This is a genomic window from Sandaracinaceae bacterium (genome assembly GCA_016706685.1).
GTDB lineage: Bacteria > Myxococcota_A > Polyangia > Polyangiales > Houyiibacteriaceae > JADJJE01.
This window is the reverse complement of record JADJJE010000003.1, coordinates 230,742-257,225: the sequence shown is the minus strand read 5'-3', so window position 1 is coordinate 257,225 and position 26,484 is coordinate 230,742. Positions and strand designations below refer to the sequence as shown.

The 26,484-nt window shown below is 70.9% G+C and carries 26 protein-coding genes and 1 pseudogene; 14 read left to right on the top strand and 13 right to left on the bottom strand.

Features of this window, described 5'->3' with window-relative positions:
- The first annotated feature begins 31 nt into the window (after positions 1–31).
- Both IPI43_06965 and IPI43_06960 read left to right on the top strand, forming a co-directional pair.
- Positions 32–238: a hypothetical protein gene (locus tag IPI43_06965; protein ID MBK7773866.1), complete on the top strand. Its 207-nt coding sequence runs from the start codon at positions 32–34 to the stop codon at positions 236–238.
- Positions 235–1,197: a hypothetical protein gene (locus tag IPI43_06960; GenBank protein ID MBK7773865.1), complete on the top strand. Its 963-nt coding sequence runs from the start codon at positions 235–237 to the stop codon at positions 1,195–1,197. The genes IPI43_06965 and IPI43_06960 overlap by 4 nt, the downstream gene beginning before the upstream one ends.
- Here IPI43_06960 and IPI43_06955 read toward each other — a convergent pair.
- The 4 genes from IPI43_06955 to IPI43_06940 all read right to left on the bottom strand — a co-directional run bounded on the left by IPI43_06955 (position 1,194) and on the right by IPI43_06940 (position 4,770).
- Complete coding sequence (locus IPI43_06955; GenBank protein MBK7773864.1) at positions 1,194–1,352, bottom strand: hypothetical protein; 159 nt, start codon at positions 1,350–1,352, stop codon at positions 1,194–1,196. The two genes, IPI43_06960 and IPI43_06955, sit on opposite strands and share 4 nt — an antisense overlap.
- Positions 1,349–3,538, bottom strand: coding sequence for a ferrous iron transport protein B (feoB, locus tag IPI43_06950; protein ID MBK7773863.1), 2,190 nt, complete (start codon positions 3,536–3,538; stop codon positions 1,349–1,351). The genes IPI43_06955 and feoB overlap by 4 nt, the downstream gene beginning before the upstream one ends.
- Complete coding sequence (locus tag IPI43_06945; GenBank protein ID MBK7773862.1) at positions 3,535–3,822, bottom strand: ferrous iron transport protein A; 288 nt, start codon at positions 3,820–3,822, stop codon at positions 3,535–3,537. Before IPI43_06945 ends, feoB begins: the two co-directional genes overlap by 4 nt.
- Before the next feature lie 69 nt (positions 3,823–3,891).
- Positions 3,892–4,770 (bottom strand): metal-dependent hydrolase, encoded by an 879-nt coding sequence (locus tag IPI43_06940; protein ID MBK7773861.1) that lies wholly within the window; start codon positions 4,768–4,770, stop codon positions 3,892–3,894.
- 77 nt (positions 4,771–4,847) lie between these two features.
- Between IPI43_06940 and IPI43_06935 the strand changes: the two genes are divergently transcribed.
- The 6 genes from IPI43_06935 to IPI43_06910 all read left to right on the top strand — a co-directional run bounded on the left by IPI43_06935 (position 4,848) and on the right by IPI43_06910 (position 11,651).
- The gene (locus tag IPI43_06935; protein ID MBK7773860.1) at positions 4,848–5,648 is read left to right on the top strand and encodes an SDR family NAD(P)-dependent oxidoreductase; all 801 of its coding nucleotides are present in this window, start codon (positions 4,848–4,850) and stop codon (positions 5,646–5,648) included.
- Complete coding sequence (locus tag IPI43_06930; protein MBK7773859.1) at positions 5,641–6,636, top strand: NAD-dependent epimerase/dehydratase family protein; 996 nt, start codon at positions 5,641–5,643, stop codon at positions 6,634–6,636. The genes IPI43_06935 and IPI43_06930 overlap by 8 nt, the downstream gene beginning before the upstream one ends.
- Positions 6,637–6,697: 61 nt before the next feature.
- Complete coding sequence (locus IPI43_06925) at positions 6,698–7,495, top strand: hypothetical protein (GenBank protein ID MBK7773858.1); 798 nt, start codon at positions 6,698–6,700, stop codon at positions 7,493–7,495.
- Positions 7,482–9,413, top strand: a complete 1,932-nt coding sequence (locus IPI43_06920; protein ID MBK7773857.1) for a response regulator — start codon at positions 7,482–7,484, stop codon at positions 9,411–9,413. The genes IPI43_06925 and IPI43_06920 overlap by 14 nt, the downstream gene beginning before the upstream one ends.
- 17 nt (positions 9,414–9,430) lie before the next feature.
- Positions 9,431–10,501, top strand: coding sequence for a VWA domain-containing protein (locus IPI43_06915; protein MBK7773856.1), 1,071 nt, complete (start codon positions 9,431–9,433; stop codon positions 10,499–10,501).
- 112 nt (positions 10,502–10,613) lie between these two features.
- Positions 10,614–11,651, top strand: a complete 1,038-nt coding sequence (locus IPI43_06910) for an alpha/beta fold hydrolase (GenBank protein ID MBK7773855.1) — start codon at positions 10,614–10,616, stop codon at positions 11,649–11,651.
- Here IPI43_06910 and IPI43_06905 read toward each other — a convergent pair.
- Positions 11,645–13,453 (bottom strand): DUF1446 domain-containing protein, encoded by a 1,809-nt coding sequence (locus IPI43_06905; protein MBK7773854.1) that lies wholly within the window; start codon positions 13,451–13,453, stop codon positions 11,645–11,647. The genes IPI43_06910 and IPI43_06905 overlap by 7 nt on opposite strands.
- Before the next feature lie 60 nt (positions 13,454–13,513).
- Between IPI43_06905 and IPI43_06900 the strand changes: the two genes are divergently transcribed.
- Positions 13,514–14,533 carry an AraC family transcriptional regulator gene (locus tag IPI43_06900; protein MBK7773853.1) on the top strand — a complete coding sequence of 340 codons (1,020 nt, stop codon included), beginning with the start codon at positions 13,514–13,516 and terminating at the stop codon, positions 14,531–14,533.
- Positions 14,534–14,539: 6 nt separating this feature from the next.
- Here the strand turns inward: IPI43_06900 and IPI43_06895 are convergent, their stop codons facing one another.
- The gene (locus IPI43_06895; protein MBK7773852.1) at positions 14,540–15,130 is read right to left on the bottom strand and encodes a TetR/AcrR family transcriptional regulator; all 591 of its coding nucleotides are present in this window, start codon (positions 15,128–15,130) and stop codon (positions 14,540–14,542) included.
- Between the two features lie 42 nt (positions 15,131–15,172).
- Here IPI43_06895 and IPI43_06890 point away from each other — a divergent pair, with 42 nt between their 5' ends.
- From IPI43_06890 to IPI43_06880, 3 genes are read left to right on the top strand one after another with little or no spacing between them, the layout of a single operon-like run.
- The gene (locus tag IPI43_06890; GenBank protein MBK7773851.1) at positions 15,173–16,378 is read left to right on the top strand and encodes an NADH:flavin oxidoreductase; all 1,206 of its coding nucleotides are present in this window, start codon (positions 15,173–15,175) and stop codon (positions 16,376–16,378) included.
- A gap of 46 nt (positions 16,379–16,424) precedes the next feature.
- The gene (locus tag IPI43_06885; GenBank protein ID MBK7773850.1) at positions 16,425–17,357 is read left to right on the top strand and encodes a hypothetical protein; all 933 of its coding nucleotides are present in this window, start codon (positions 16,425–16,427) and stop codon (positions 17,355–17,357) included.
- Positions 17,358–17,394: 37 nt separating this feature from the next.
- Positions 17,395–18,399 carry a DUF2804 family protein gene (locus tag IPI43_06880; protein ID MBK7773849.1) on the top strand — a complete coding sequence of 335 codons (1,005 nt, stop codon included), beginning with the start codon at positions 17,395–17,397 and terminating at the stop codon, positions 18,397–18,399.
- Between the two features lie 46 nt (positions 18,400–18,445).
- Here IPI43_06880 and IPI43_06875 read toward each other — a convergent pair.
- The 3 genes and pseudogenes from IPI43_06875 to IPI43_06865 form a co-directional block, all read right to left on the bottom strand.
- Positions 18,446–19,644 (bottom strand): annotated as a pseudogene (locus IPI43_06875) (aminotransferase class III-fold pyridoxal phosphate-dependent enzyme).
- A gap of 47 nt (positions 19,645–19,691) precedes the next feature.
- Entirely contained in the window at positions 19,692–20,573 is an 882-nt protein-coding gene (locus IPI43_06870) for a hypothetical protein (protein MBK7773848.1), read from the bottom strand.
- A 131-nt stretch (positions 20,574–20,704) separates the two neighbouring features.
- Positions 20,705–21,223 carry an adenylate kinase gene (locus IPI43_06865; GenBank protein MBK7773847.1) on the bottom strand — a complete coding sequence of 173 codons (519 nt, stop codon included), beginning with the start codon at positions 21,221–21,223 and terminating at the stop codon, positions 20,705–20,707.
- A gap of 119 nt (positions 21,224–21,342) precedes the next feature.
- Here IPI43_06865 and IPI43_06860 point away from each other — a divergent pair, with 119 nt between their 5' ends.
- Entirely contained in the window at positions 21,343–21,741 is a 399-nt protein-coding gene (locus tag IPI43_06860) for a hypothetical protein (GenBank protein ID MBK7773846.1), read from the top strand.
- Complete coding sequence (locus tag IPI43_06855; GenBank protein ID MBK7773845.1) at positions 21,729–22,382, top strand: acetoacetate decarboxylase family protein; 654 nt, start codon at positions 21,729–21,731, stop codon at positions 22,380–22,382. The genes IPI43_06860 and IPI43_06855 overlap by 13 nt, the downstream gene beginning before the upstream one ends.
- A 13-nt stretch (positions 22,383–22,395) precedes the next feature.
- On the opposite strand, the gene IPI43_06850 is transcribed toward IPI43_06855, so the two are convergent.
- The 4 genes from IPI43_06850 to IPI43_06835 form a co-directional block, all read right to left on the bottom strand.
- Positions 22,396–23,178, bottom strand: a complete 783-nt coding sequence (locus IPI43_06850) for a hypothetical protein (protein ID MBK7773844.1) — start codon at positions 23,176–23,178, stop codon at positions 22,396–22,398.
- Positions 23,175–24,200, bottom strand: a complete 1,026-nt coding sequence (locus IPI43_06845; GenBank protein ID MBK7773843.1) for a hypothetical protein — start codon at positions 24,198–24,200, stop codon at positions 23,175–23,177. Before IPI43_06845 ends, IPI43_06850 begins: the two co-directional genes overlap by 4 nt.
- Positions 24,200–25,876 carry a serine/threonine protein kinase gene (locus tag IPI43_06840; protein ID MBK7773842.1) on the bottom strand — a complete coding sequence of 559 codons (1,677 nt, stop codon included), beginning with the start codon at positions 25,874–25,876 and terminating at the stop codon, positions 24,200–24,202. The genes IPI43_06845 and IPI43_06840 overlap by 1 nt, the downstream gene beginning before the upstream one ends.
- Positions 25,877–26,022: 146 nt before the next feature.
- Positions 26,023–26,478 carry a VOC family protein gene (locus IPI43_06835; protein ID MBK7773841.1) on the bottom strand — a complete coding sequence of 152 codons (456 nt, stop codon included), beginning with the start codon at positions 26,476–26,478 and terminating at the stop codon, positions 26,023–26,025.
- Positions 26,479–26,484: the final 6 nt, after the last annotated feature.

The window sequence follows — 26,484 nt, the reverse complement described above, 5'->3', positions numbered from 1 at the left end:
AGTGGCACGCGGACACCGTACTCTCCAGGCGATGTCCACCCCGTTCGCGCTACTCCGGAGCCACGTGCTGGACCGCCCCGAGCTGCTCGCCACGTTGCTCTCGGCCGAGACCATGGATGACTTCGAGGCCGCGCTGCGTGCGCTGCGGCTGGGCCCCGAGCTCGACGTCTCACGGGAAGCGCTCGAGCAGGCCGTGCGCGACGCGCGCCGGGAGCACCTGGAGCGGTGGCTGCGATGAGCGGTGTCCCCTTCGTGCCGGTGCACGTGCGCGCGTGGGATGGTGAGTGTTGGCCGGTCGAGTCCATCCCGGTGTGGGGCGCGGGCCCCGTCGAGCCCTTCTTCCAAGGCACGGTCGAGCGCTGGCTCACGCGCCCCGCGTCGCTGCTGTTCCGCACGATCACATCGCATCGCGACCTCGCGACCGTGCTCGCCGACGCGCCTCCCATCCGCGTGGCGGGGCTGGTCATGCACATCTCCCGCTGCGGCTCCACGCTGGTGGCGCAGGCGCTGGCCGAGCGCCCTCGCACGGTGGTCCTGAGTGAGCCCGCAACGCTGGACATCGCGCTCACCGGCCACGCGCTGGGCGCCACGCTCGAGGAGCGCGCCCGCCTCGTGCGTGCGCTGGCGCTGGCGCAAGCCGCGCCCTTTCTGCCCAACGGTGGCGACGTGGTGATCAAGCCCGAGGCCACGCACATCGCGCACCTGCCTCTGCTGCGAGCGGCCTTCCCGGAGGCCCGTTGGGTGTTCCTGCACCGCCGTCTCGAGGACGTGTTCGCGGCGAACGTGCGGGTGGCCGGCGGCAAGGTCCTGCCGGGCCAGCTGGACGTGACGCCTTTCGGGATGCGACCGCAGGAGCCGTGGGAGGTGCCCTTCGAGCGCTACGTGGCGCGGCTCGTTGCCGGCATCGGGCGGCTGGCGCTGGCTCAGGATGCGCTCTCCCCCGGGCTCTTCATGGACTACGAGCGCCTGACCACCGGCGGGGTCGAGCAGATCGCCGACTACTTCCAGTTGCCCTTGGATGAAGCGATGCGGGCTCGCGTGAGCGAGCGCTTGGGGCGCGACGCAAAGGACCCCTCGCGGCCTTTCTCGCAGCGCGCGGCCGAGCCCGAAGAGCCGCACGAAGACGACGCGCGGGTGTTCGCCGAAGTGCGGGCCGCGCTCGTGCGGCGGACGCAGCATCCACCCCAAATGGGCTAGCGCTTCGGGCGCTTCCTGAGCAACGCCTTCACCGGCACGTCGGGCTTGTTCGAGTTCTTCTTGGACTTCCGGCGCGACGCGAAGGCGAAGCGGTTGACCAAGAACGCCACGGCGCCCGCGACGATCAGCCAGGTGACGCCGTCCTGCCAGGTCACGTGAGCCCCCAGCCCAAGGCCGAGCCCAGCTGATAGACCGCCAGCGATACCACGTAGGCGAGCGCCGTCATGTAGCTGAACATCAGCAGGGGCCACTTCCAGGAGCCGGACTCGCGGCGCACCACGGCGATGGTGCTCATGCATTGGCAGGCGAAGACGAAGAAGAGCATGAGCGAGAGCCCCGCCAGCGGCGTCATGAGCTTGCGGCCGTCCGTGTGGGTGGCGCTGGCCAGCGCCTCACTGACCGGCACGGGGTCGTCCTCGCCCGAGCTGATGCCGAACACGGTGGCGAGCGTGGCCACGAACACCTCGCGCGCGGCGAACGCGCCGATGATGCCCACGCCGATGCGCCAGTCGAAGCCCAGCGGCTCGAGCGCCGGCTCGATGGCGAGGCCCACGCGCCCGGCGATGCTCTCGCGGATCTGCTCGCCCTTCTCGGAGTCGTCGATGGCGGCGAGCCTGGCGTCGCGCTCGGCTTCGACAGCGATGCTGGCTGCGGCAGTGCGCTCGGCCTCGTGGCGCGCGTGGATCTCGTCGCTCTTCGGGTACGTGAGCAGCGCCCAGAGCACGATGGTGAGGGCCAGGATGATGGTGCCGGCGTCTACCAGGAAGCCGCGTACGCGCTCCCACGTGTTGCGCAGCAGCGTGCGCCACTCGGGCAGGCGATAGGGCGGCAGCTCCAACACCAGCGCCGGACGCGGGCCCTTGAGCACCGTGCGGCGCAGCACCGCCGCCGCGCCCAGGGTGGCCAGCACGGACACCGCGTACATGGTGAACAGCACCAGCGCGCCCTGGCTGAAGACGCCGGCCACGCGCTCCTCACTGGCGAAGACGGTGCCGATCACCAGCACGTAGACCGGCAGGCGCGCGCTGCACGACATGAGCGGCAGGGCCAGCATGGTGGCGATGCGGTCGCGGCGCGTCTCGATGGTGCGTGTGGCCATCACGGCCGGGACGGCGCAGGCGCAGCCGCTCAACAGCGGCACGAAGGCCTTCCCGTGCAGGCCCACGCGCGCCATCACGCGGTCGATCAAGAACGCCACGCGCGCGAGATAGCCGCTGTCCTCGAGGAAGCCCAGCATGAGGAACAGCATCGCGATCTGCGGGACGAAGACGATGACGTTGCCGACCCCGGCGATGATGCCGTCCTTCAGCAGGTCGCGCAGCGAGCCGGGCCCGAGCTGCAGCTGGACCAGCTCCTGAGCCGCCCCGACCCCGGCCTCGATCAGCTCGGTCATGGGCGCGGACCACGAGAAGAGCGTCTCGAAGACCACGTACATCACACCCACGAACACGGCGAAGCCCGAGATGCGATGCAGTAGCACCGCGTCCAGCTTGTCCGTGAAGGTGCGTTTGTCGTCTGCCGGGCGCGTCACGCTGCCGGCCACCACGCCCTCGAGCCATGTGTAGCGCGCGGCGATGATGGCCTGGTCGAGGTCCGTGGCGCGCTCGAGGGCGGTGGCGCGCGTGTCCGCGGCCGCTTGGCGAAGCGCACCCGGCACGCCCACCAGCTCGTCGTCGCCGAGCGAGAGCAGCGCCCACAGCGCGAGCGCCCGCTGGGCGGTGGGGCTGGCGTCCGCGTGGTGATCGGACACTGCCGGCATCAGCGCCGCGACGGACTCCTCGACCAGGCGGGGGTAGGGCACGCGGGGCACTCCACGCGGCCCGTCTGCTGCGGCATCGCGCAGGGTGCGCGTGACCTCGGCGCGCAGGACGTCCAGGCCTTCGCCGCGTGCCGCGCTGATCGGCACCACCGGGGCACCCAGGGCCTTCGCCAGCGCGGCGTGGTCGATCACCAGCCCCGCCTGACGCGCGGCGTCCATCATGTTCAGCGCGATCACGACGGGCACGCCGGTCTCGAGGATCTGCAGCGCGAGGTACAGGTTTCGCGTGAGCGCGGTGGCGTCCACCACCACCACGACCGCCGCCGGGCGGCCCTCACCCCGCGCGAAGATGGCGTCCACCGCCACGCGCTCCTCCGGCGAGCGCGCGCTCAGGCTGTAGGTGCCGGGCAGGTCCATCAGCTCGACGCTCAGCGTGTCGTCGCAGCGCAGCGTTCCGGCCGAGCACTCCACGGTGACGCCCGGGTAGTTGCCCACGCGCGCCGTGCTGCCCGTGAGGCGATTGAACAGGGTGGTCTTGCCGGCGTTGGGGTTGCCGGCCAGCAGCACACGCGGGCGCGTCATGAGGGCGCCTGCTCGGGCGCGCCCGTTGCCGCCCCGCTGGGCAGCAACTGCACGCTCACACGCGCGGCCTCGGCACGCCGAATGGAGAGCGACGAGTCCCGCACGCGCAGCTCCATGGGGCAGCCCATGGGGGCGATGCGGATCACGTCCACGCGAGTTCCAGGCAGCAGCCCCAGCTCCATCAGGCGGCGCGCCGTGGGCCGCTCACAGGCCACGGAGATCACGGTGGCCGAGCGGCCTACGGGGACCGCGTCGAGGTGCTCGGCCGGAAGAGTGGGGGGCATCTCCTCTGCTGATAATGAAAATCATTTGCGAACGCAAGCCGCCGGGGGCAGAGCGCATCCGCGCCAGAGCTATGCGGCTGCGGCCTGTGCCCAGCGCGCGAGCAGCTCACGGTCGTCACGCGACCACGGATGGAAGTCCGGGCGGAAGTAGTCTCGCCAGCCCGGCGCGACCTTGGGCAGGACCCCTGGCGAAACGAACAGGAAGTGCAGCAGGCCGAGATGCGCGCGCAAGTCGAGGAGCGTCCCGTCGTGCCGCATGAGGTGCAGCGTGTGCAGCAGCGTGAACGACGGGAACATCACCGACACCACCAGATACGACCGCAGGCGCGTCACGTAGCTGCCCGACACCTCGTCGAGGACATCGAACGCCACGGCCTTGTGCTCGGCCTCCTCGGCCGCGTGCCAGCGCCACAGCTCGGCGTGCGCGCGGTCCACGCCATCCAGGAAGTGCTCGTCGCCCAGCAGCACCTCGGCCAGCAGCGCCGTGAAGTGCTCGAGCGCCGCGGTGGTGGCCAGCCGCGCCGCGGGGGGCAGGCGCTTCTTCAACAGCGTGTTGCGCTCCTTCACGGACGCGCTGATCGGGTCCACGTCGAAGCCCCGTGCCTTGGCGTACGCGTTGTAGGCCTCGTGCAGGCGCCCGTGCTGCGCCTCCTGGCCTGCGAAGGCCCGCACGTCCTGCCGCAGCGCGTCGTCGGTGATGCGGTCGCGGTAGTGCTGCACGGAGTCGATGAACATGCGCTCGCCCTCCGGGAACACCGCCGAGAGCGCATAGAGCAGCGCGGTGACGCCCTTCTCGCCGCGATAGAAGTACTTGGGGGCATCATCGGCCACATCGAACGTGGGCCGGCGGATGCGGATGGGCGGGCGCTCGCTCGGGGCGACGGTGGTCCGTGGGGTGCGCCGCGCGGGCAAGAGCGCGGACGCGGCTTCGTGGATTCGAGTCAGCATCGTAGGGTGGCCTTCGACGCCAAGCGTACCCGACTTCCGGTTGACGGCACGAGGTGCCGAACGTTAGACCACCGCCCATGATCCTCGACCCAGAATTCCATGCGCGCTATGGCCCGACGGCGGTCGTCGCGGGCGCCACCGAGGGCATCGGGCGGGCGTTCGCCCACCAGCTCGCCGAGAAGGGGCTCGACCTCGTGCTGCTGGCGCGGCGAACCGAGCTGCTGGAGGCGGAGGCGCACCTGCTGCGGCGTCGACATGGCGTGCGCGTGGACGCCATCTCGCTGGACCTCGGCGCCGCCGATCTCGAGCAGCGCTTCTCTGCCATCCTCGAGGGCCGCGACGTGGGGCTGCTGGTCTACAACGCGTGCTACTCCAAGATCGGTCCGTTCCTCGAGACCGACCTGGCCAGCAAGCAGGCCACGCTGGACGTGAACTGCCGCGGGCCGCTGGTGCTCACGTCGCTGCTCGCGCCGCGGCTGGTGGCGCGTGGGCGCGGCGGTCTGCTGCTGATGTCCAGCATGTCGGGCCTGCAGGGCACGGCGTTGGTGGGCACCTACGCAGCCAGCAAGGCGTTCGACAACGTCTTCGGAGAGGGCCTCTGGGCAGAGCTCCGGCCCCTCGGCGTGGATGTGTTGGTGTGCGTGGCCGGCGCCACGAGCACGCCCAACTTCGAGGCGCAGACGCCCGAAGCCAAGCGCAAGCAGGTGTTCCCCATGTCGCCCGAGGCGGTGGCCACCGGCGCGCTCCGTAAGCTGGGAGACGGGCCCATCTACTACGCGGGGCCTCTCAACCTCGCGCTCGCCACCGCCATGCGCATGCTCTCGCGCCGCGGTGCCGTGGACTTCATCAGCAAGAGCACGCGCAAGGTGTATGGCTGACGTCGATACCATCGGTCCACGCTGCCTCGTGACGGGTGGCTGCGGCTACCTCGGGCGCGCGCTCGTCCAGCGGCTGCTGTCCCTCGGATGCGAGGTGCACACGCTCGACCTCGCCGAGGCCGCGCCCGACCCGCGCGCGCGCCACTTCCAGGGCGACCTGCGCGACTTCGCCAGCATCGCACCCGCCTTCGAGGGGGTGCACACGGTGTTCCACTCGGCTGCGCTGATCGCCACCGTGGAAGAGCGCTTTGCCCAGCCTGCGCTGCGCCGCATGGCCTATGCCGTGAACGTGGTGGGCACCGAGAACGTGCTGCGCGCGGCGCGCGCGGCCGGTGTGAAGGCGCTGGTGCACGTGAGCTCGATCAACGTGGTCATGGATCACGCCATCGACGGCGGCGACGAGACGCTGCCGCATGCCACGCAGGCGCCGGACCTCTACTCGCGCACCAAGATCGCGGCGGAGCGTGTGGCGCTCGCGGCGGACCAGCCGGGCGGCCTGCGCGTGTGCGCCATTCGCCCCGGTGGCATCTGGGGGCCGGGGCGCGGCGGCATGATGCTGGACGCCATGGTGGCGGAGCTGGCCAAGGGCTCGTTCAAAGCCACCATCGGCGACGGCAAGACGCCCCTCGACAACACGCACGTGGACAACGTGGTGGACGCGGCGCTGCTGGCGGCCCGTGCGCTGCGCACCGGCCGGGCGACGTGGGAGGTCGCGCCTACTTCATCACCGACGGGGAGCGCTTCGACGCCATGGAGTGGTTCCGCCCGCTGGTGGAGGGTCTGGGCCACCCGTTCCCGAAGGTGCGCGTGCCGGGCGCGCTCATGCTGCGCGTGGCCACCGGCCTCGAAGTGGCGCATCGCCTCGGGGCCCCCGTGCCCACCATCACGCGCCGCTCCATCCGCAACCTCACCGAGGGCGCGCACTTCTCCATCGAGCGGGCGCGCCGCGAGCTGGGCTACGTGCCGCGCCTGCGCCGCGAGGACCTGAGCGACCTGCTGCCCGAGCTGCAGCGCTACCACGACAGCCTGCAGAAGAGCGCACGAGCCCAATGAAGAAGCTGGTCTACATCCTCTGGGCGAAGCGTGACGTGTCCCCCGAGCGCGTGCGCACCCTCTTGCTGGACGAGTGCGCGCCGGCGCTGCTCGCGCGCGGGGCGCGCTACCTGCAGTGCAACATCGCCGACGAGCGGGTGGGCGTGAAGTCGCCCGCGCCCGAGACCCCGCTCTCGGACGAGCCCTTCGTGGCGCAGGTGAACCTGTGGCTCGACGACGGCGCCGCGCGCGAGCCGTTCGAGGACGTGCTGCGCGGCGCCGGCTTCGACCTCGCGGGCTATCGCGTGCGTGAGTCGCTCTACACCGAGTACGGCGACAACCCGCACGGCCAGCCGCGGAGCTGGCCCGACGGCGAGCGCTCGCCCTACATCGTGGCCGTCACCCTGCTGGAGCGCCCCGCGCACCTCGCGAAGGAGGAGTGGCAGCGCCGCTGGTTCGGGCGGCAGTCGCCCATGAGCGAGGCCATGCAACCGCGCGCCCGCTACGTGCGGAACGTGGTGGAAGAAGCCCTCACCCCCGGCGCGTTCCCCTACGAGGGCATCGTCGAGGAGTCCTGGCCATCCGCCGAGCACGTGCAGAACCCGTTTCTCTTCTACGGGGCGAAAAATCCGGTCCAGCTGCTGCGAAACATCGCTACCATGCTGTCGAGCGTGACCGACTTCCTCCCCATCACGCGCATCCCCAACGTCATGACCAGCGAGTACTTCGTGCGCTCGCCCTTCGCGAGTGAGGGCATCTCGAGCCCCGCCGACCGACGGGGGTCCTCCCCTGCAGGAGACGATGTCGTTCGCTGAGCTGCTCTGCGGCGTGGCGACGCCCGTGGGCATCGTCGAGCCGCAGGCGGGGCGCATGCTCATCCGTGCGGCCAGCTCGGAGTTCCGCTGTCTCACCGGTACGGCGGGAGTGGCCGAGCCCGACCTGCTGCACTGCACGCTGCGCTTCGAGCCGGACACGCTGCAGCGCGCCATGGACGCCGCGCTCGGCACGCTGCCTCCGGACGCGCCCTCCTATGCTGTCCCGCAGGGTGACTTCGTGGCTTGGAGCGCAGGCGGGGTGCCCCATCGCGTGACGGTGCGGCGCGCGGCGGCGAGCGGGTCCGAGGGGCCGAGCTTCTGCCTCACGGCCGAGCGCTATGGCATCGCAGCCAGCGGTGGGCCCCGCGACCAGTACTTCTTCGGGCAGATGGTGGAGAGCTCGCCCGACATCATCGCCGTCATCGACCGGCAGTACCGGCACGTGTACGTGAACCAGGCCATCACCGAGGCGTCGGGCTCGCCGCCCGAGGCCTTCGTGGGCCGCGACCACTACGAGCTGGGCATGCCCCCCGAGATGGCGGCGTACTTCCAGTCGGTCTACCGCGAGGTGTTCGAGACGGGGCGAGCGGGCAGCAAGGAGTTCGTCTTCCCCGCCCCCGATGGCACGCTGCGCAGCTATAACTCGAGGGTGGTGCCGCTGCCCGACGAGAGCGGCGAGACGCGCGTGCTGCTGAGCTACGCGCGCGACATCACCGAGCGTCGCGCCGCCGAGGCCACCCGGTTCGAGCTGGAGCGCAAGCTGCAAGAGACCCAGCGCCTCGAGAGCCTCGGCCTGTTGGCGGGCGGCATTGCGCACGACTTCAACAACATCCTGACCAGCATCCTGGGCATGGCGTCGCTCGCGCGGCAGAAGGCCACCGACGCCACCAGCGCGAGCGCCCTCCACCAGATCGAACGCGCCAGCCTGAAGGCGGCCGAGCTGTGCAACCAGATGCTGGCGTATGCGGGGCGCGGCCAGACCCTCAAGGTGCAGCTGGATCTCGCGGGGCTGCTCCACGAGACGCGCGAGCTGCTCCACGGCAGCGTCCCGAAGCAGGTGGAGCTGCGCGTGAGCACCAAGGACGCGCCGCTCATGGCATACGTGGACCGGCCGCAGCTGCAGCAAGTGCTCATGAACTTGGTGCTCAACGCCGTGGAGTCCTATGGCGATGCGCCCGGCGACGTGCACGTGGCCGTGACGCGTGCGCCCTATGTGGCCGCGGAGTGGGCTGCCGCGGTGGTCGCTCCCGACACCACCGAGGGGGCATCGCTGGTGTGCGTGGAGGTCCGCGACCACGGCCCCGGCATGGACAGCGAGACGCTTGCCCGCATCTTCGAGCCGTTCTTCACCACCAAGTTCGCGGGGCGAGGCCTGGGGCTGGCGGCGACCCTCGGCATCGTGCGCGGGCACGGCGGCGGCCTGTCCGTGACATCGGCCCCTGGCGCAGGGACTACATTCCGCTTGGCGCTCTGCGAGAGCACCGTTCGCCACGACGTGGGCGTCTCCGCGACAGCCGCGGCGCAAGCCACCGCTGCCGGGCACGTGCTCATCGTGGACGACGAGCCGGCGGTGCGGGACGCGACGCAGCTCATGGTGGAGGCGCTCGGCTATCGGGTCACGTCGGCGCCCGACGGGGAGACGGCGCTCGGCCATCTGAGCGCGCCCAACGCGGGCTATGACCTCGCGTTGCTGGACTTGACCATGCCGCGCATGGACGGCTTCGAGCTCCTGCGGCGCATCCGTCTGCAGCAGCCCGCGTTGCCCGTGGTGCTCATGAGCGGCTACGTGGAGAGCGACATCCGCGAGCGGGCCGAGGCGGGGGCCGATGTCGTCTCGGTCGACTTCCTGCAGAAGCCGTTCGTGCTCGAGGGGCTGCGCAGCGCGCTCGCCAAGGCAATCGACGCGTCCAGTCAGTAGTGTATGCTGCCGCCACCATGGCCCAGAAACACCGCACTTCGTCTCCCGTTCTCTCGATCTCGCTGCTCGTTGGCCTCGCCACCGCGTCCGTCGGCTGCGGCTCCGGGCTGAACGTCAACCTCGTGGACGGGACCCACGCCCAGCCCAGCAACGTGGCGATGTTCTTCACGGTCGACGACGCCGAGGGTGAGCCCGTGGGCGGCTTGGCGGCCGAGAGCTTCGTCATCTACGAGGACGACCAGCGCGTCTCGCCCAGCGAGAGCCAGCAGACCATCATCAACCAAGAGGTCGCCGCCGAGCACTTCACGCTCCTGCTGGTGGACATGAGCGGCAGCGTCACCGAGAGCGACTGGGTGCCGGCCATCACCGCCGCGGCCACCGAGTTCACGGCGGCTGTCGAGGCCCAGCAGCAGGTGGGCGTCTACGCCTTCGATGGCTCGGAGGAGATCTTCGAGATGCAGCCCTTCCGCCGCAACCGCGACACCCCGGCGCAGGGCGTGGCTCGTCTCGGCAGCTTCCAGACGCGTGACCCGTCCACGAACCTGAACGGCGCGCTCGTGCAGGCCGCCGCCACCCTGACCGCCGCCATGGCCACCAGCGAGGCGCCGCTGCGCTTCGGCACCATCGTGGTCTTCACCGACGGCACCGACCGCGCGGCGCGCGTGTCGCAGGACGACGCCGTGGACGCCCTCGAGGACGGCGACTTCGACGTCTTCGCCATCGGCGTGGGCAGCGAGATCGCCCCCGAGGTGCTGGGAGACATCGGCATCTCCGGCTACGTGCTCATCGAAGACACCGCCTCGCTGACGCAGGCCTTCACCACCATCGGTGAGCGCATCGTCGGCCAGACGCGTCGCTTCTACCTGCTGAGCTACTGCAGCCCGGCGCGCGCCGGCACCCACGAGGTGCGCGTCGAGGCCAACCAGGGCGAGCTGAGCGGCGACGCCACCTACAGCTTCGACGCTACGGGCTTCGGCCCGGACTGCGATCCGAATCGCCCGCCGGCGTTCGAGGCGGCTTCGGATCAGCCGCGCCCCCGCACGGCCCGGCGCGGCGGCGCCATCCGCCTCGAGGTGCGCGCCGAGTGAGCGGCCGTGGCGCCGGCGGTTAGACCTATGGCGTCATCGGTCACTGTGTTCGAGCGATAGGAGTGGTGGTGTATGCCCACGTGCCGAGGCGGCGCGGGAAGGCAACATCACCATGGCTCCGAAGCAATCCTCTCTCATTCTCCCCTTCGCGGCACTCCTGGCGCTGCTGGCGCTCTCCGCCTGTGACGGCTTCGGCGAATGCACCGTCCAGGCGGACCCCGACTGGACCGGTGGCGCTGACAGCGGCGTTCCCGCCGTGCCCGGGCCCCCGCATCCCATCGTGCTGGCCCACGGGATGTTCGGCACCGAGCGCTACGCGGACGTGGTGGACTACTGGTTCGAGATCCCCGCGGCGCTCGCGGCCGCCGGGCACACGCAGGTGTTCGTGACCAGCGTGGACCCGCTCAACAACTCCACTGTGCGTGGCGCGCAGCTGGCGGAGCAGATCGAGGAGATCCTGGCGGCCACCGGTCACGAGCAGGTGGTGATCGTGGGTCACTCGCAGGGCGGTCTCGACGCGCGGGTCGTGGCGCACGACCACCCGGAGCTCGTGGCGGCGGTGTTCACCTTGGGCACGCCACACGGCGGCAGCCCGCTCGGGCAGATCTTCGTGGACCTGCTGGAGAACCCGGTGGGCCAGCCGTTCGTGGACGTGCTCGAGGCCCTGCTGGGGCCCGTGCTGTTCGACGAGTACACGGACGAGACCGACTTCTTCGAGGCGCTCCACATGTTCACGCCCGAGGGCGTGGCCTCCTTCGAGGCGGCCTATCCCGATGCGCCGGGCGTCGACTACTTCTCCATCGCGGGGCGGTCATCCGGGGCTGGCGCCGGCGTGTCCGTCTGCCAGGTGCCCGGCGGCGCGCCGGAGTTCATCTCGCGCTGGGACGGTGAACGTGACCCGCTGGTGGAGCTCGCCATCGCCGAGCCGCTGGTCTCGCCCTTCGGCGTGATGGTTCACGATGGCGTGGTGCCGACCCACGCACAGAAGCACGGCGCGTTCCTGGGCTGCATCCCGGCCGACCACCTGGACGAAGTGGGCCAGCTCTTCGGCGATGGCCCCGGCACGCACGTGATCTGGGGCAAGAACGACTTCGACTATCAGGAGTTCTTCGTGGGCCTGGCCGACCACATCCGCGCCGAGGGCTACTGAGCGTCAGCTCCCGTCAGCGCCGCCGCCAGGGTGGCAGGGACGAGCACGGGGAAGTCGAGCAGCTGCTGGGCGTGCGCCTTGCCTTGCGAGTCCATGCGCAGGCTGGCCACGCCGCCCCCGCCGAGCGCGTGCTTCAACAGGAAGTTCAGCGCGTGGAAGCCCGGCAGCTCCCAGCGCGTGACGCTGCCCCGCTCGGGGTGGAGCACGTGGCGGAAGTGCTGGGCCACGGCGGCCTCGCTGAGGGCAGCGCGCAGGAACGGCAGGTACTCGGGCGCGCGCGCCATGACTCCGATGTTCGAGTGATCACCCTTGTCGCCGCTGCGGGCGACCGCCAGCTTCACGAGCGGCACGGGCACGCTCCCGGAGAGCGACTCCTGCTCGCGCTCCGTGGGCAGGGCGCGCACCGTCCCCGCGCTGGAGGGCAGGTCACACACGCTCACCACGCCGTCGAGGTCCACGCTCACGGGCACGAGCGACTTCCGCACCAAGCACGACGCGAGGCGGATGCGCGGGGTCGCCTTCGGTCTGCCCCCCGCGAAGCCGAAGATGCCCGGCACGTTGCTGGTCGCCGCCTGAGCGATCTCCTTCCCGAAGAGGCGGAGCGCGCGCGGGTCGTCGTGCACGCACGCGATGCGCACCAGCACCTCGCGCGTGGCGAGGGCCTGCGCGTTCGCGCCATAGGTGGCCTCGGTGCCCAGCAGCTCCACGCGCGCCTCGCGAAGGTCGGCGAGCCCCTGCTCCGTCAGCAGGCGTCGCACGCGAGCCAGGATGGACTCCGCCAGGTGCGCGCCCTTCGCGCGCGCGTCGAGGCCGCCCACCATGAGCGTGGCCGTGGTGCGCTGGCCGTCCACGAAGGTGGCCGACACCTTGTAGTGCTCACTCGGAGCGTGCCCGCGCGCGCCGCTCACCCGCACGCGGTCGCCGCCGAGGTCCTCGAGCACCACCCCGGTCAGGTCGCAGGTCACATCCGGCAGCAGGTAGGCGCGTGGGTCGCCAATCTCGTACAGCACCTGCTCGCCCACCGTGAAGCGCGTGACGAGTCCGCCGGTGCCAGGTGGCTTCTCCACCACGAAGCTTCCGTCCGCCGCGCACGCCACGATGGGGTAGCCGATGTCGTCGGCCCGCGGGACCGTGTGCCAGTCGGTGAAGTTGCCGCCGGTGCACTGGGGGCCGCACTCGATGATGTGCCCCGCGAGGGAGCCTTGCGCGAGCTGGTCGTAGTCGGTCAGCGTCCAGCCGAACTCGTGCAGCAACGGTCCCAGCACCATGGCGGAGTCCACTACGCGCCCAGTGATCACTACGTCGGCGCCACGCGCGAGGGCGTCGGCGATGGGCTTCGCGCCCAGGTAGGCGTTCATGCTCACCGTCTCGAGCGGGAGCGCCGGTTCGTCGTCGAAGCCGAGCACGTGTGGCCGCAGCTCGGGGGCGCGCGGCTGGAGATCGTCGCCCAGCACCACCGCGATCTTGCGCGTGACACCCACCGCCGAGAGCGCCGCTTGCAGCGCTGTGCGACACGCCTCGGGGTTCACGCCGCCCGCGTTGGCGATCACCTTCACGTCGCGCTCCACCAGCGCGTGCGCCAGCGGTGCCATCACCTCGCTCACGAAGTCGGTGGCGTAGCCCGCCGTGGGGTCCTTGCGTCGCGCCGCCGCGAGCAGCGACATGGTGACCTCGGCCAGGTAGTCCAACACCAGGTAGTCGAGCTTGCCGGAGCGCACGAGCTGCCCCGCGGCAGCGTTGCTATCACCCCAGAAGCCGGCGGCGCAGCCGATGCGGACGGAGGCCTTCTCATGTGTCGCCATGGGCTGTGAGTAGAGCACTTCCCGGCACCCCACAGGGTGCGAAGTGGTAGCGTGGCGCGCGTGCGGGTCTCGATCACGATCATCCGGGCGGTGCTGAGCCGCGCCGGCCGCTACGATCTCGACCGCGAGGCGCTGCTGCTCGCTTCAGGGCTCAGCCCGGCTGCGCTCGAGGACCCGACGGGGCGGGTGCCCTTCGAAGCGGCGGCGCGCATGATCGAGCTGGCCATCGAGCGCGTGGACACGCCCAGCCTCGGGCTCCAAGCGGGCGCCAACCTGTCGGCGCACGCCATGCACGTGGTGGGCGCGCTGCTGCAAGCCTCAGGCACCCTGCGTGAGGCCCACACGCTGATCGAGCGCTTCGAACGGCTGGTCTACGACGGCGCGAACCACAGCCTGGCGGTCATCGATGGGGGGGCGCACTACCGCTACATCCACGCGGCCGACACCCTCGCCGAGCGCTTCGTGGTGGACCTGGCGCTGGCCTTCACGCTGCGCACGGTGCAGCACCTGCTGCTGCGCAGCGACCTCGAGCCCAGCGTGGCGCGGCTGACCTACGCGCGCCCGGACGACGCGGCCGAGTACGAGCAGGTCTTCGGCTGCCCGGTCGAGTTCGGGGCCGAGTTCAACGAGTTCGTCATCCCGGCCGAGCTGCTGGAGTTCCCGCTCATGCACTCCGACGCGCGCCTGGCCGAGCTGCTGGAGCGCCGCGCCACCGAGCTGCTGGCGGCCATCGACGGCGAAGCAGACCTCACGCTCAGCGTGCGCGAGGCGCTCGAGACCACGGCCGACCTGCGCGAGGTGGACATGGACAGCGTGGCGGCGCGGCTCGGCACCAGCCGCCGGACGCTGCAGCGGCGGCTGGGCGACGCGGGCACCTCGTGGAAGCGGCTCTTCGAGGAAGAGCAGAAGCGACGGGCGTGCGCGGCGCTGCTCAGCGGGACGCACGCCATCAAGGAGCTTGCGGACGAGCTGGGCTTCACCGAGACCAGCGCGTTTCACCGCGCGTTCCGCCGCTGGACGGGGCACACGCCTGCGGACTACCGGCGCACGCGGCGGCCGTCCGAGCTGCCGCCGAAGTAGCTCCGCTCAGCGTGCGCGCACGGGGCTCGGCAGGAACAGCGCGGCCAGGCCCATCAGCGCGTCGATGCGCTGCTGCAGCTCCGCATCGCTCGTGCTCTCGGCCAGCGCCACGGCGGCCTCGGTCAGCGCTCCGATGGCCATGCGGCGCACCAGCTCCGCGCGGACGGGGTCGTCTCCGAGCGGCAGCGTGGCCAGCACCTCGCTCGCGGCGCGCGCCACCGGCGACTCGGCCCAGCGGCTCTTGCCCAGCACGGCGGGAGCGTCCAGGAGCACTACCCGCTGGAAGTCACGCTGCGCCAGGAGCCCGAGGCACGCGCGAAAGCGGTCCAGCAAGCCCGCGCGCCCGCTCGCGAACGCCGGGTCCACCAGCACCGCGAGCAGCTGCGCCTCGAGCGTGTCGGCCACCGCCTCGAACAGCGCCTGCTTGTTGCCGAAGTAATGATAGACGGGCCGGATGGTGGTGCCCGCGTCCGCCGCGATCTGCTCGAGGCTGGTGGCGGCGTAGCCGTGCGCGCCGAACAGCCGCGTGGCGCTGCGCAGCACCGCGGCCTGCGTCTGGGCGCGCCTCTCGGCCTGGGTCTTGCGGGCGGTCGACATGGTGTTGACATATGTAACCTGGTTACATATCTTTGTCACCTCATGAATGCCGCCTACGACAAGTGTTTCCAAGAGACCACCGTGCGCGGTCTCACGCTGCGCAACCGCTTCGTGAAGGCCGCCACCTTCGAGGGCATGACGCCGCACGGCATCCCGGGGGAGTCCCTCACGCGGCTGCATCGGCGCATGGGCGAGGGCGGCGTCGCGCTCACCAACATCGGCTACTGCGCGGCGGAGTCGGACGGGCGCATCGACGACAACATGATGTACATGCACGAGGGCGTGCGTGCGCCGCTCGAGCGCTTGATCCGCGAGGTGAAGGCCACGGGCGCCGCGGTCATGGGCCAGCTCGGCCACGCCGGCACGTTCACCAAGAATCCGCTGTTCGCGGGGCAGCGCCCGCTCGGCCCCTCGCGCTCGTTCAGCCCCATTGGCCTCACGGTCAACCGCGCGGTGTCCACGGCCATGAGCACCACGCAGATCCGCGAGCGCGTGCAGGTGTTCGCGGAGGCCGCGCGCTTCATGAAGTCGGTGGGCTTCGACGCCATCGAGATCCACTTCGGTCACGGCTACGGCATCAGCCAGTTCATCAGCCCGAAGACCAACAAGCGCACGGACAGCTACGGCGGCTCGCTCGAGAACCGCATGCGCTTCCCGCTCGAGGTGCTGGCGGCGGTGCGTGCGGCCGTGGGCGAGGACCTCCCGCTGTTCGGCAAGATCAGCATGACCGACGGCGTGCCCGGCGGCGTGACCTACGAGGACTCGCTCACCATCGCGACCCTGCTCGAGCGCGGTGGCATCGACGTCATCATCTGCAGCGGGGGCACCAGCAGCTTCAACCCCATGCTGCTCTTCCGCGGCAAGAACATCCGCGACGGCATCATGCGGCAGCAGAAGAGCCCGTTCATGAAGCTGGGGGTCAAGCTGGCCGGCAGCATGCTCTTCAAGGACTACCCGTACGAGGAGCTGTTCTTCCTCGAGCACTCGCGGCGCATCCGCGAGCGGGTGAGCTGCGGCGTCTGCTACGTGGGCGGCGCGGCCACGGGCGAGAGCTTCGAGACGCTCATGCGCGAGGGCTTCGACTTCATCCAGCTGGGGCGCGCGCTGCTGTACGACCCGGACCTTCCGAAGAACGCGGCGGGCAACGTGGGGTACGTGAACGGGTGTAGCCACTGCAACGAGTGCGCGGTCTTGATCGAAGACCCGAACGGCATCCGCTGCGTGGAGAGGCCGGACAACTTTGCGTAGGCGCGGTGCATCGCGGGTCCTGGCGGTCACGCTCGGGCTCGCGCTCATGGCGTGCGACAAGTTGGGCGTCCACGACCTGGGCAGGCTCAACGACACGCTGAGCACCTGCGGTACGGCGACCAGCACCTGGGTGCGATCCGTCGAGGGGGCCACGGAGATCTTCGTCCTGGGCACTCGCCGGGCGGGCGAGGGGGCCTCGGGCGGCTGCTTCGTGCGGTCGTTGGTGAGCGAGGACAGCACCATCGAGATGCAGACCGGGACGTACGAGGTGGATGCGCTGGGCGCCGGCGCCGCGAGCCTCAGCGCCTCCTATGACTTTCCCTTTCAGCCCGAGCTGAGCCCGCTGCAGCGTCGTGGCGTGCGGCGCGAGGACCATGAGCCGCCCATCGAGCACGCCCTCGCGTTCGCGCTGGACGGCGAGCAGCTGCTCCTAGCGCTGGACGGGGAGGAGCGGCGCCTCACCCCGCTGCCCGAGGTCATCCGGCGGCTCGAGACCACCACGCAGGCAGGCGCCGAGGACATCTTCCGGCTGGTGAACATCCAGTTCTACATGACGCAGGTGCGCGTGGAGGGCTTCGGCGCCACGGGCATGACGCGCTACACGGCGCCCACCACCTTCGTGGGCATCTCCTCGGGTACCTACCGCGTGGCGATCACGCCACAGCGCCTGCGCATCCTGGTGGACCTCACGTACACGGCCCTGCGCGACATGAGCGACATCCAGATGGACGGGAACCAGCACACCAACGTGGCGCTCAGCGGGTCGGGCACCACCAGCGAGATGCTGATCTACACGCTGGACCACCCCGACCGCAGCGAGCCCATCGAGGTCATCGTGCACTACGAGGAGGCCACCATCGTCAACGGCATGGCGGCGTCGGGCTACTACCCCACCGACGTGGACGGCCAGCGCTTCGACATCGACTACCCGCTGCAGAACGACGTGCACCTGCGGAACCTGCTGCCCATCGGCGAGTGAGGCTTCTCGCTGCGCGCTCGCGGTGTTACCAAGGCGCGTGCCACAGCCACTCCCCCCCGCGCCCGACAAGGCCTACGACCCCGACTCCTACCGCGGCCGCGTGGGCGCCTACGCCGGGCAGATCCACGAGGTGCGCTGGGGCTACTACAAGGGCTGGCCACACGGGCAGGTGCGCCGCGCCATCGTGCGCAAGCGCTGGTTCCAGGTGGTGCTGCACGCGGGCGCCGAGACGCTGCTGGTGCGCATCCAGGACAACGGCACGCTGGGCACCGGCCGCGCGCTGCTGCTGAACCGTGAGACGGGCGCGGTGCTGGCGCTCTCCCAGCAGGCGGCCCCGCTGCGCAAGCTGGTGGTGGGTCCCGACGCGGGCGAAGGCACCAAGGCGTTCCTGCGCGCGGGTGAAGCGGACGTGCACCTCACGCGCGAGAAGGGCGCGAGCGCATGGACCCTGGGGCTGCGCTGGGGTGACTTCCAAGGGGAGCTGACGCTCGACAGCGCAGGGGCGCCCACGCCGTCCATCGTCATCGGGGCGGCGCGGCCACCGCTCGCTCATCGGCCCGCGCTCACGCAGCGGGCGCCGTTCCTGAAGGTGGCGGGGAGTGTGTCCATCGCGGGGCGTGCCCTCCCGCTGGGCGACACGTTTGCCGAGGTCACCTACTACAACGCGTTCTTGCCCAAGCTCACGCGTGGGCGGGTGCTGAGCGCCCAGGGCCTGGTGGGCGGGCGACCGGCCGCGCTCGCGTGCACGCGCGGTGAGCTCCATGGCGAACAGCAAGAGGCCACGCTCTTCGTGGACGGCCAGCCACATGGGCTCGGGAGCCTCCAGCTGCTGGACGACGGGCGCGTGCTGGGCGATGGCCTCGCGCTCTCGTTCACAGCGCGTGCGGTGCACAGCGCGGACGAGCGCCGCATGGGCGGGCGCATCCACCACCAGAGCACGTGGACCGCAGGCCAGCTCGAAGGCGCGCTGACGCTGCCGAGCGGTGAGCGCGCGGACATCCGCTGGCCCGCGCTGCTGGAGGACCACCGCCTGCTGCGCTGAGAGGCGCCCCATCGCCGCTCGGGAGGCGCGCCGGCGGATGCGCGGCTCAGCGACTCGAGGCGGCGGCCGCCTCCAGCACGCGCGGCAGCAGTGAAGCCAGCTCGTCGATGGACGCGGCCTGCACGTTGAGCGCGGGCATGAAGCGCAGCAGGTTCGGGCGCGGCGCGTTCAGCAGGAGCCCGTCCGCCATCGCCAGCCGCACCACCTCGCTCGCGGTCGGTCCCGGCAGCTCGGCGGCCACCAAGAGGCCCTGGCCGCGCACCGTGGACACGAGCCCGCGTGGGATCAGCGCTTCGAGCACAGAGCGCAGCTTGGCGGACATGGCGTTCACGTGCGGGAGAAACCCCGGCGCCATCACGGCGTCCATCACCGCCTGGCCCACTGCGGCGGTGAGCGCGTTGCCGGAGTAGGTGCCCCCCTGGTCGCCGGGCTGGAAGCACGCATACCGCGCGTCGCACAGCATGGCGGCGAGCGGCACGCCGGCGCCCAGGCCCTTCCCCAGCGTGAGCACGTCGGGGCGCGCGTCTTCGTGTTGGAACGCGAAGAGCTTGCCGGTGCGACCGATGCCCGTCTGCACCTCGTCGAACATCAGCAGCACGCCGCGCGCCGCGGTGAGCTCGCGCAGGCGCCGGAGGTAGCCCGGAGGCGGCATCACCACGCCGGCCTCGCCCTGGATGGGCTCCACCAGCACGGCGGCCACGTGGTCGTCCAGCACCGCCTCGATGGCGTCCGCGTCGCCGAAGGGCACCTTGCGGAAGCCCTGCACCTTGGGCTCGAAGAGCGGCGCGAAGGTGGCCTTGCCGCTGGCGCTCATGGTGGCCAGCGTGCGCCCGTGGAACGCGTCGGTGGTGGTCACGATCTCCCAGGCGCCGCCGCGCGTGAGCTGCCCCCACTTGCGCGCCAGCTTGATGGCGCTCTCGTTGGCCTCGGCGCCGGTGCTGCACAAGAACACGCGCCCGAGCCCGCTCTCGTGCGCGAGCGTGCTGCAGAGCCGCACCTGCGGGGTGTTGAAGAAGCCCGCGCTCCCATGCACCAGCTGGCCGGCCTGCTCCGTGAGCGCGCGTGCCACCTCGGGGGCGCGTGGCCCAGCGAGTTGACCGCCCAGCCCTGCACGAAGTCGAGGTAGCGCTTGCCGTCTTCATCGAACAGCAAGTCCCCCGCGCCCCGCGTCATCACGCACGGGGGGCGCAGGGTGGTCTCGAGCACGTGCACGGGGTCGGGCTTCGGCGTGGCGACGGGGTCCATAGGCGCCCGATCTACCGGACGCGCAGGGTCCCGGCCAGCACCGTGCCTCAGAACGTGTGCGTGACGCTCAGCTCGTGCCAGATGGCCGTCACCTCGGTGCCGCGCGCCGGCTCGTCCTCGAAGCAGAACACGCCGAGCTCCGTGGGGATGTCGCTGGTCTCACCATCCACCTGGAAAGCAGGCTCGATGCCGAGGATGGGCAGCCCCGCGTCGGTCCGGCCCGACACCGCCACGCACGTGCCTCGGTTCTCCTCCGCCACGTTGATCCGCAGCTCGCTCACGTCGGCGGGGAGCACCGCGGTCACGTCCACCTCGAAGTTTGGCCCGCTGTCCGACTCGAGGGTGAGCGTGTGCGTGCCGTCGGCCGCGGCGCGGAAGATGTAGGTGTCGCTCCAGCCGATGATCAGCTCGAAGCCCGGGTGCTCCACGATGGAACGCGTCGCGAAGTCGTCGAAGGTCCGACCGAGCGCGTCACGAGCCACGAAGCGCAGCAGTGTGTCTTGGCCCACGAGCAAGCCGTATTCTCCCGCGAACTCTTCCCCATAGCGGTCGTCGTTCGCCTCCACGTCGATGCGATGAACGGTGCCGGCCTCGACGGTGATGGTGTCGAGCACCCTGTCGTCGTCGAGCAACTCGAGCGTCGCTTCGCCCTGCGCCATGGCGTGGACCCGCACGACCTGCCGCTCGCCGAACAGAAAGCCCGGCACCGTCATGACCGAGAAGCCGATGTTGTCGTTCGACCCGCGCACGTGCAGCAGGCTCAGATCCACCACGTCGCTGAGCACCACATCGTGAGTCCTGCCCACCTCCACCAGCGCCGTTTCGACGGAGAAGTGAGCGTTCGAGTTATCGAGCCCGCAGCCCGTCAGTGCGGCCGTGAGGCAGAGGAAGGAGGAGAGCCAGAGAGAAGGTCGGTGTTGGTTAGTCATGCCCTCGCCTAGAGCACCGAGCGTGCCAAACCGGATTTGCGTGTAATTTCGGCTATGCGGCCGGTAACTGAGTTTGAACCGTGAATTTGAGGCACATGGTGTGCCACGGGGTGACGCCGAGCGTGAACGAATCAGAGGCTTTCGAGCCACTGGCTCGCGGCGCGCCGCGACTCGAGGCGAATGAAGCGCAGGTGAGCGTTGGCCGGGTCGTGCATCGCGGCTGCGTAGCGCTCCTGGTAGACGCCGTAGTGAGTCCAGGCCCAGGCGATCACCGATGCCTCGGGATCATCGAGGCGCCACAAGTTGCTGAGCGGCTCGCGGTTGCCGTTCCAGAGCACCTCGCGCGTGAGAGCGCGGCGGAGGGTGCGCCCGAGAATGGCGCGCATGTTCTCGGCGCGGCTCGGCGACAACCAGATCACGGTGTCCGCGGCGGCCCACACATCGGGCAGCACCGCGGGGTAGTTGCCGTCCACGATGAAGCGCGGCTGGGTGCTCATGAACTCACCCACGCGAACCTGGAAGTCGACCGTGAGCAGTGGCGTCCACTCCGCCTGGTGAAACACCGAGTCGAGCTCCAGCACGGGAACGCCGAGGCGTGCACCGAGCGCACGGGCCATCGTGGACTTGCCGCTACCGCTGTTGCCGACGATGGAGATGCGGTTCACTGATCGTACGCGTCGCCGTGTGACATGGTCGGATCGTGGCCATCGGTGGAACGCCGGACGTGAGTCTAGCGTCGCACGCTGCGTTGTGGGTACCCTCGCCGCCCATGCGCTGGTCCTCGCCCTGGCTCGTCTCCTTCGCCTCGCGCGTGCTCGCCGCCTTGGCGCCGATCGCAGCCGCGCTGAGCATGCCGGGCTGCGTGGTGGAAGGCCCGCCGTTCACGCGCTGCTCGGGCGGTGAAGAGTGTGCGCCGCCTTCGGACGGTTGCTATGCGCTGCGCTTCACGCGCTCCGACGGCAGCGAGGGCGAAGGCCGCCAGTGCACGCTGCGCTGCGGCGGTGACGTCACGTGCCCCGGCGACAGCGTGTGCCTGGTCCTCGAAGGAGACGCGAGCGAGACGCCGCTGTGCTTCGCGACGTGCGCCGTGGCCGAGGACTGCTTCGTGGGCCTGCGCTGCACCGAGGTAGACGGCGAAGAAGAGGTGATGTCCGTATGTCTCCCGTGAGCTATCCCCCCGCGCCGTGGTTCACCCACGGTCACGCCTTCGTGGCGCCCTACGTGGTGCGCGTGGCCGACCTGCAGCTGCCCGAGGGCCTCGAGGTGGTGCATCGTGGGCCGTACACACTGGGGCTGCTCAGCTATGTGGTGTACGAGGCGCCTTCGCCGCTGCGGTACGACGAGCTGATCTGGATGCCCGCGTTCGTGCGCGACCGCCGCTGCGGGCCGAAGGCGAAGGGCTGGTACGTGTCGGTCATGTACGTGAACGAGGAGACCACGCTGCACGCCGGGCGCGAGATCTGGAAGCTCCCGAAGACACTCGCCCGCTTCGAGCGCCGCGGCGACGAGGTGACCGTGGACGGCGAAGACGGCACGTCGCTCGCGCTGCGCATGAAGGCGTTCGGGCCCACGCACACGCTGCGCAGCAGCACCGCCACGCTGCAGGCTCACGACGGCGCGACGCGCTGTCGCTTCCGCGCGTCCTTCAAAGCCAGTGTGTCCCCGGCCAGCGTCTCGCTCTCACGCTTCGAGTCGAGTCACCCGCCGTTCATGGGGCTCGCCGGCGCACGGCGCACACCGGGGCCGGCGGTGGCCCAGCGGCACTTCGAGAGCACCATGGAGGCGCCCGTCTTCTTGCCGCGCACGTAGCGGCCCGACGCGGCTACTGCCAGCCGTTGGGCACACAGTGTCGTGTGCCGCTCCCGAAGGGCTCGCACGAGAGCATGCTGGTCTCACAGCTGTTTGGGACATCGACACAGGTCGCCAAACAGACGTGCATCGGGTTCCCGGCGGCGACGTTGTCCGGGAGCTCTTCGCACGACGCACCCGGCGGGCATGGGCCCCCCGGCGAGCACGGCCACACACACACACCCAGGGTGTCGAGCGCCGGCGCGCGCAAGCACAGCGCCCCAGCGGGGCAATTCCCGGGGACGGTGCAAGGTGTGCGCCCCGTGAATTCCGTCGACACGAACTCCACGCAGACGTGGCGGCCCGCCGTCATGGGGGCCACCACGCAGCTCTGGGCCTCGGGGTCGAAGCAGTCGTCCCGCGTGGTGCAGGCGGCGAGGCAACCTACGTCCCGGGCGCACACGCCACTCACGTCGCCTTCCGGGATCGTCACGGTGGGGCAATCGGTGTCGACGACGCAGGACTCCGAGCACTGCCCGAGGGGGGCCTCCTCATCGTATGCGCGCACGCACGAGCCGCTCAGGCAGTCCTCGTCCACGTCGCACAGTCCATAGACCGGGAGCCCCGTGACGCTCGGCGAGTAGCAGCGACTGTTGGAGAAGCAGCGCCAGCCGACGGGGCAGCCGTCGTCGTTCGTGCACTGGAACACCCCGTCGGGGAGGTCGGCGCTGCAGCTGGAGAGCAGCGTGAACGTGGCGAGCAGCCCAAGGGCCGCCGCGGGAACGAGCGGCTGACGACAACGAACGGAGAGCCTCACCACACCACCTCCAGCTGGGCACCCCGTGGGGCGACTCGCGCGTGCACGCTCGGTCGACCCGCGGCCGCTCGCTCGTTCGGGTCGTCGCTGTCCAGATCCGCCCCGCCGCCGCGCGCGCGCAGCATCAGCCCGAGGCCCGCGATGGCCGCAGCCCCACCCAGCCCGATCAAGGCGCTGCCGCCGCGGACGAAGCGCGGTGAGCGCTGGTGGAGGTGCTCCACCTCGTCCCACACGGTGCCGGGGTCGGCGCCCTCGAGGTACGCCTTGTCCGTGCGACCAGCCGTCGTCAGGCCTGTCCCCACGGCCAGCAGCGCCACGCCGCTGCTGATGCTCACCCAGCCCGCGAGGCGGAGTGGCCGCGTGTCACGCGCCGGCTCCTGCACCACCGGTGACGCCGGGACGTGGAGCTCCGTCGCGGCCTCGGCCACGGCCTCGGGTGCGAGGTCCGCCGAGGGCAGCTCGATGGGCAGCGGACCGACCTCGCCGCCGCGCACGATCCAGCTCCCCGTGACGCGTCGCCCGTCTGCCAGCGTCACCGCCACCCGGTGCTCGCCGCTGGTCATCAGCACGTAGCCCTCGGCTTGGATCTCCTGACGCACGGCGTCCACCGTCACCACTGGCGCGTCGCCCAAGTGAGCCACCGTGTAGCGCCCGATGAGCTCTCTCACGCGACCGAGCAGCGCCTCCACCTGCGCGCGCTGCTCGAAGTCGAGCGAGCGGCGAGTCTCGGCCAACGCCGCCGTGAGGGCCAGATAGGCCCCCGTGTAGTCGCTCAGCTCGAACGACGTCATGCCGATGCCGCGCAGCGCGCGTGCGTTCGGGTACACGCGCTGAGCCTCGCGAAACAGGCTGCGGGCTTCGAGCCAGCGCTCTGCGGCGGACGCGGTCACGGCCTCCTGGATGAGCGCCATGTACTCCGCCGGGGGTGGCTCCTCGACTGGCTCCTGGGCCTGCACCCGGTGCGTGCGGCTCCCGATGAGCAGGCCGGTGACGAGCAGGAGCGTGGGCAGTGCACGGGGCATCAGAAGTCCTCCACCGAGAAGGCGCCCGAGCGGCCCATGGCGCTCATGGAGGGGCTCGTGGCGGTGTCCATGGTGGCGCTGCCTTCCACCAGGCGCCGGCGGCCGCGTCCCGGCGCCGTGTCGGCCGGAGCGGGGGCTGCGCCCTCTGGGCTTGGCGCCTCTGCGGGGACGCTTTCGGCACGACTCGCGGCGCCGGGTGCTGTGGGCGTGGGGTCCGCCGGTGCGCCACCAGCAGGGCTGTCGGCGTTGCGGACGCCTGCCGTGCGCGCCTCATCGACCGCTGCCTCTTCCGTCGCCGGAGGGTTCACCGTGGTGCCCTGCGCGGCAGCAGCGCTCGCCGGCGCCGAGCTGGGCTCGGTGACGGACGTGGGCGCCGCTGCGGGGGGAGCCTCTGGCGTCGGCCCGTTGCGCAGGGACCACGCGCCACCCAGCAGCCCTGCGGCGAGCAGCAAGAACACCAACACCCATGGCCGTCGCGAAGCCTTGGCCACCGAAGCCGGCGCCGCAGCATCAGTGAGGGACGCGCGCGTTCGCTCTCCCGACTTCTCCAGGACGGCCTGGCGTGCCCGCAGCCCGGCCTGCCGTGTGGCCTGCTCGCGCTCGGAGTCGGGCGCGTCCAGTGTGGTGGCCGAGGCCCGCACGGCGGCCGCCCGCGCGCGCCCCGCGGCGCTGGTGGGGGTGTGCTCCGCCGCCGCACCGAAGCGCCTGGTCGGAGGCCCCAGATCCACCTGCGCCGCAGGCCCCGGGTGACTCGGCGTGAGCCCCGCGCTCGCTATCGCCAGCTCCATGAGGTCCTCGCCGAGCATCGAGCGCCGTGCGTGCGCCTGGCGCGGCGGCGAGAACACCACCCCATCGCCAAACGGCTCGAGCGCCACCGCCAGCGCGCCGATGTCCGGGAAGCGGTCGTCGGGCGACTTGGCCAGCGCCTTCAGCACCACCTCCGGTAGCCCCTCGGGCAGGTCTGGCACGAAGACGCGCGGCGACAGCGGGGGCACCGTGGCGATCTCCACCACCAGCGCCTCGTACACGGCCGCGTCATAGGGCAGCCGGCCGGTCAGCATCTCGTAGAGGATCAGGCCCATGGCGAACTGGTCCGTGCGCGCGTCCACCTTGTGGCCGCGGATCTGCTCGGGCGCCATGTAGCGGGGCGTGCCCACCACGGCGCCGCTCTGCGTGAGCCCCATCGTCCCGTCCGACTGCCGCAGCGAGAGCGCCACCCCGAAGTCCAACACCTTGGTGCCGTAGGCGGTGCCGTCGCGGTCCAGGCACACGAACAGGTTCGCGGGCTTGAGGTCGCGGTGCACGATGCCCGCTTGGTGCGCCGCGGCGATGCCCTCGAGCGCCGGCATCAAGAGCCGCACCGCGCGCATGGGCGACACGGGTCGGCGGTCGAGGTGCTCGCGCAGGCTTTCGCCCTCCACGTACTCCATCACCAGGTACACGGCGCCGTCTTCCTCGCCGATGTCGAGGATGCCCACCACGTTCGGGTGCTCGAGCGCCCCCATGGCGCGGGCCTCGCGCACGAACCGCATGCGCATGGCGGCGTCGTCGGCCAGCAGCCACTTGAGCGCCACGCGCCGGTGCGTGAGGGTGTGCTGCGCGCGGTACACGGCGCCCATGCCGCCCTGTCCGATCAGCGCCTCGATCTCGTACTTGCCCGCCACGACGGTCCCCACGGGCGGAGGCCCGGCAGCGCCCGGTCGCCAGGGGGTCTTCGGCTTCGGCGGTGTGACGCTACTCACGCAGCCCGATCTTTACCACGACCCCGGTCGCCGGACCGCATGTCTGACGCCTTTCTAGGCCCGCTGGAGGTAGCCCGGGCTCAGCCGCCGCGCTGCGCGCCCTCCTCGAGCAGCCCCTTGCCGGGCACGTAGTTCACCTCGAGGCGAATGCCGTCGGGGTCTTCGAACAGCACCGAGTAGTAGCCGGGAGCCCAGGGCTCGTCGCGCGGGGCGTGCACGATGCTGGCGCCGATCGCCACCAGCACGTCGTGGACTCCGTCCACGTCTTCGCGCGAGCGCGCGCGCAGGCAAGCGTGGTGCAGGCCCACACGGCCCTGGTCGAAGCGCGCGCCGGCCGACCCCGCCGGCAGCGCGGCCACCTCGGGGGATGCGGGGCGCAGGCCCACCGCCGTGCGGCCGCCCACGTAGTAGAGGTACTCGGGGGAGTCGACCACGCGCCGGAGCCCGAGCTGATCCAGCAGCGCCACGTAGAAGGGCCGCGACCGCGCGATGCTGTGCACCGTGAGCATGAGGTGGGCGACGCCGTTGATCTCCATGGCCTG

Bases quoted from the DNA above. Each gene is read 5' to 3' on its own strand.
- IPI43_06965 (MBK7773866.1), top strand. From the start codon at position 32: ATGTCCACCCCGTTCGCGCTACTCCGGAGCCACGTGCTGGACCGCCCC.
- IPI43_06960 (MBK7773865.1), top strand. From the start codon at position 235: ATGAGCGGTGTCCCCTTCGTGCCGGTGCACGTGCGCGCGTGGGATGGT.
- feoB (MBK7773863.1), bottom strand. From the start codon at position 3,538: ATGACGCGCCCGCGTGTGCTGCTGGCCGGCAACCCCAACGCCGGCAAG.
- IPI43_06945 (MBK7773862.1), bottom strand. From the start codon at position 3,822: ATGCCCCCCACTCTTCCGGCCGAGCACCTCGACGCGGTCCCCGTAGGC.
- IPI43_06940 (MBK7773861.1), bottom strand. From the start codon at position 4,770: ATGCTGACTCGAATCCACGAAGCCGCGTCCGCGCTCTTGCCCGCGCGG.
- IPI43_06935 (MBK7773860.1), top strand. From the start codon at position 4,848: ATGATCCTCGACCCAGAATTCCATGCGCGCTATGGCCCGACGGCGGTC.
- IPI43_06930 (MBK7773859.1), top strand. From the start codon at position 5,641: ATGGCTGACGTCGATACCATCGGTCCACGCTGCCTCGTGACGGGTGGC.
- IPI43_06925 (MBK7773858.1), top strand. From the start codon at position 6,698: ATGAAGAAGCTGGTCTACATCCTCTGGGCGAAGCGTGACGTGTCCCCC.
- IPI43_06920 (MBK7773857.1), top strand. From the start codon at position 7,482: ATGTCGTTCGCTGAGCTGCTCTGCGGCGTGGCGACGCCCGTGGGCATC.
- IPI43_06915 (MBK7773856.1), top strand. From the start codon at position 9,431: ATGGCCCAGAAACACCGCACTTCGTCTCCCGTTCTCTCGATCTCGCTG.
- IPI43_06910 (MBK7773855.1), top strand. From the start codon at position 10,614: ATGGCTCCGAAGCAATCCTCTCTCATTCTCCCCTTCGCGGCACTCCTG.
- IPI43_06905 (MBK7773854.1), bottom strand. From the start codon at position 13,453: ATGGCGACACATGAGAAGGCCTCCGTCCGCATCGGCTGCGCCGCCGGC.
- IPI43_06895 (MBK7773852.1), bottom strand. From the start codon at position 15,130: ATGTCGACCGCCCGCAAGACCCAGGCCGAGAGGCGCGCCCAGACGCAG.
- IPI43_06890 (MBK7773851.1), top strand. From the start codon at position 15,173: ATGAATGCCGCCTACGACAAGTGTTTCCAAGAGACCACCGTGCGCGGT.
- IPI43_06885 (MBK7773850.1), top strand. From the start codon at position 16,425: ATGGCGTGCGACAAGTTGGGCGTCCACGACCTGGGCAGGCTCAACGAC.
- IPI43_06870 (MBK7773848.1), bottom strand. From the start codon at position 20,573: ATGACTAACCAACACCGACCTTCTCTCTGGCTCTCCTCCTTCCTCTGC.
- IPI43_06860 (MBK7773846.1), top strand. From the start codon at position 21,343: ATGCGCTGGTCCTCGCCCTGGCTCGTCTCCTTCGCCTCGCGCGTGCTC.
- IPI43_06855 (MBK7773845.1), top strand. From the start codon at position 21,729: ATGTCTCCCGTGAGCTATCCCCCCGCGCCGTGGTTCACCCACGGTCAC.
- IPI43_06845 (MBK7773843.1), bottom strand. From the start codon at position 24,200: ATGCCCCGTGCACTGCCCACGCTCCTGCTCGTCACCGGCCTGCTCATC.
- IPI43_06835 (MBK7773841.1), bottom strand. From the start codon at position 26,478: ATGGAGATCAACGGCGTCGCCCACCTCATGCTCACGGTGCACAGCATC.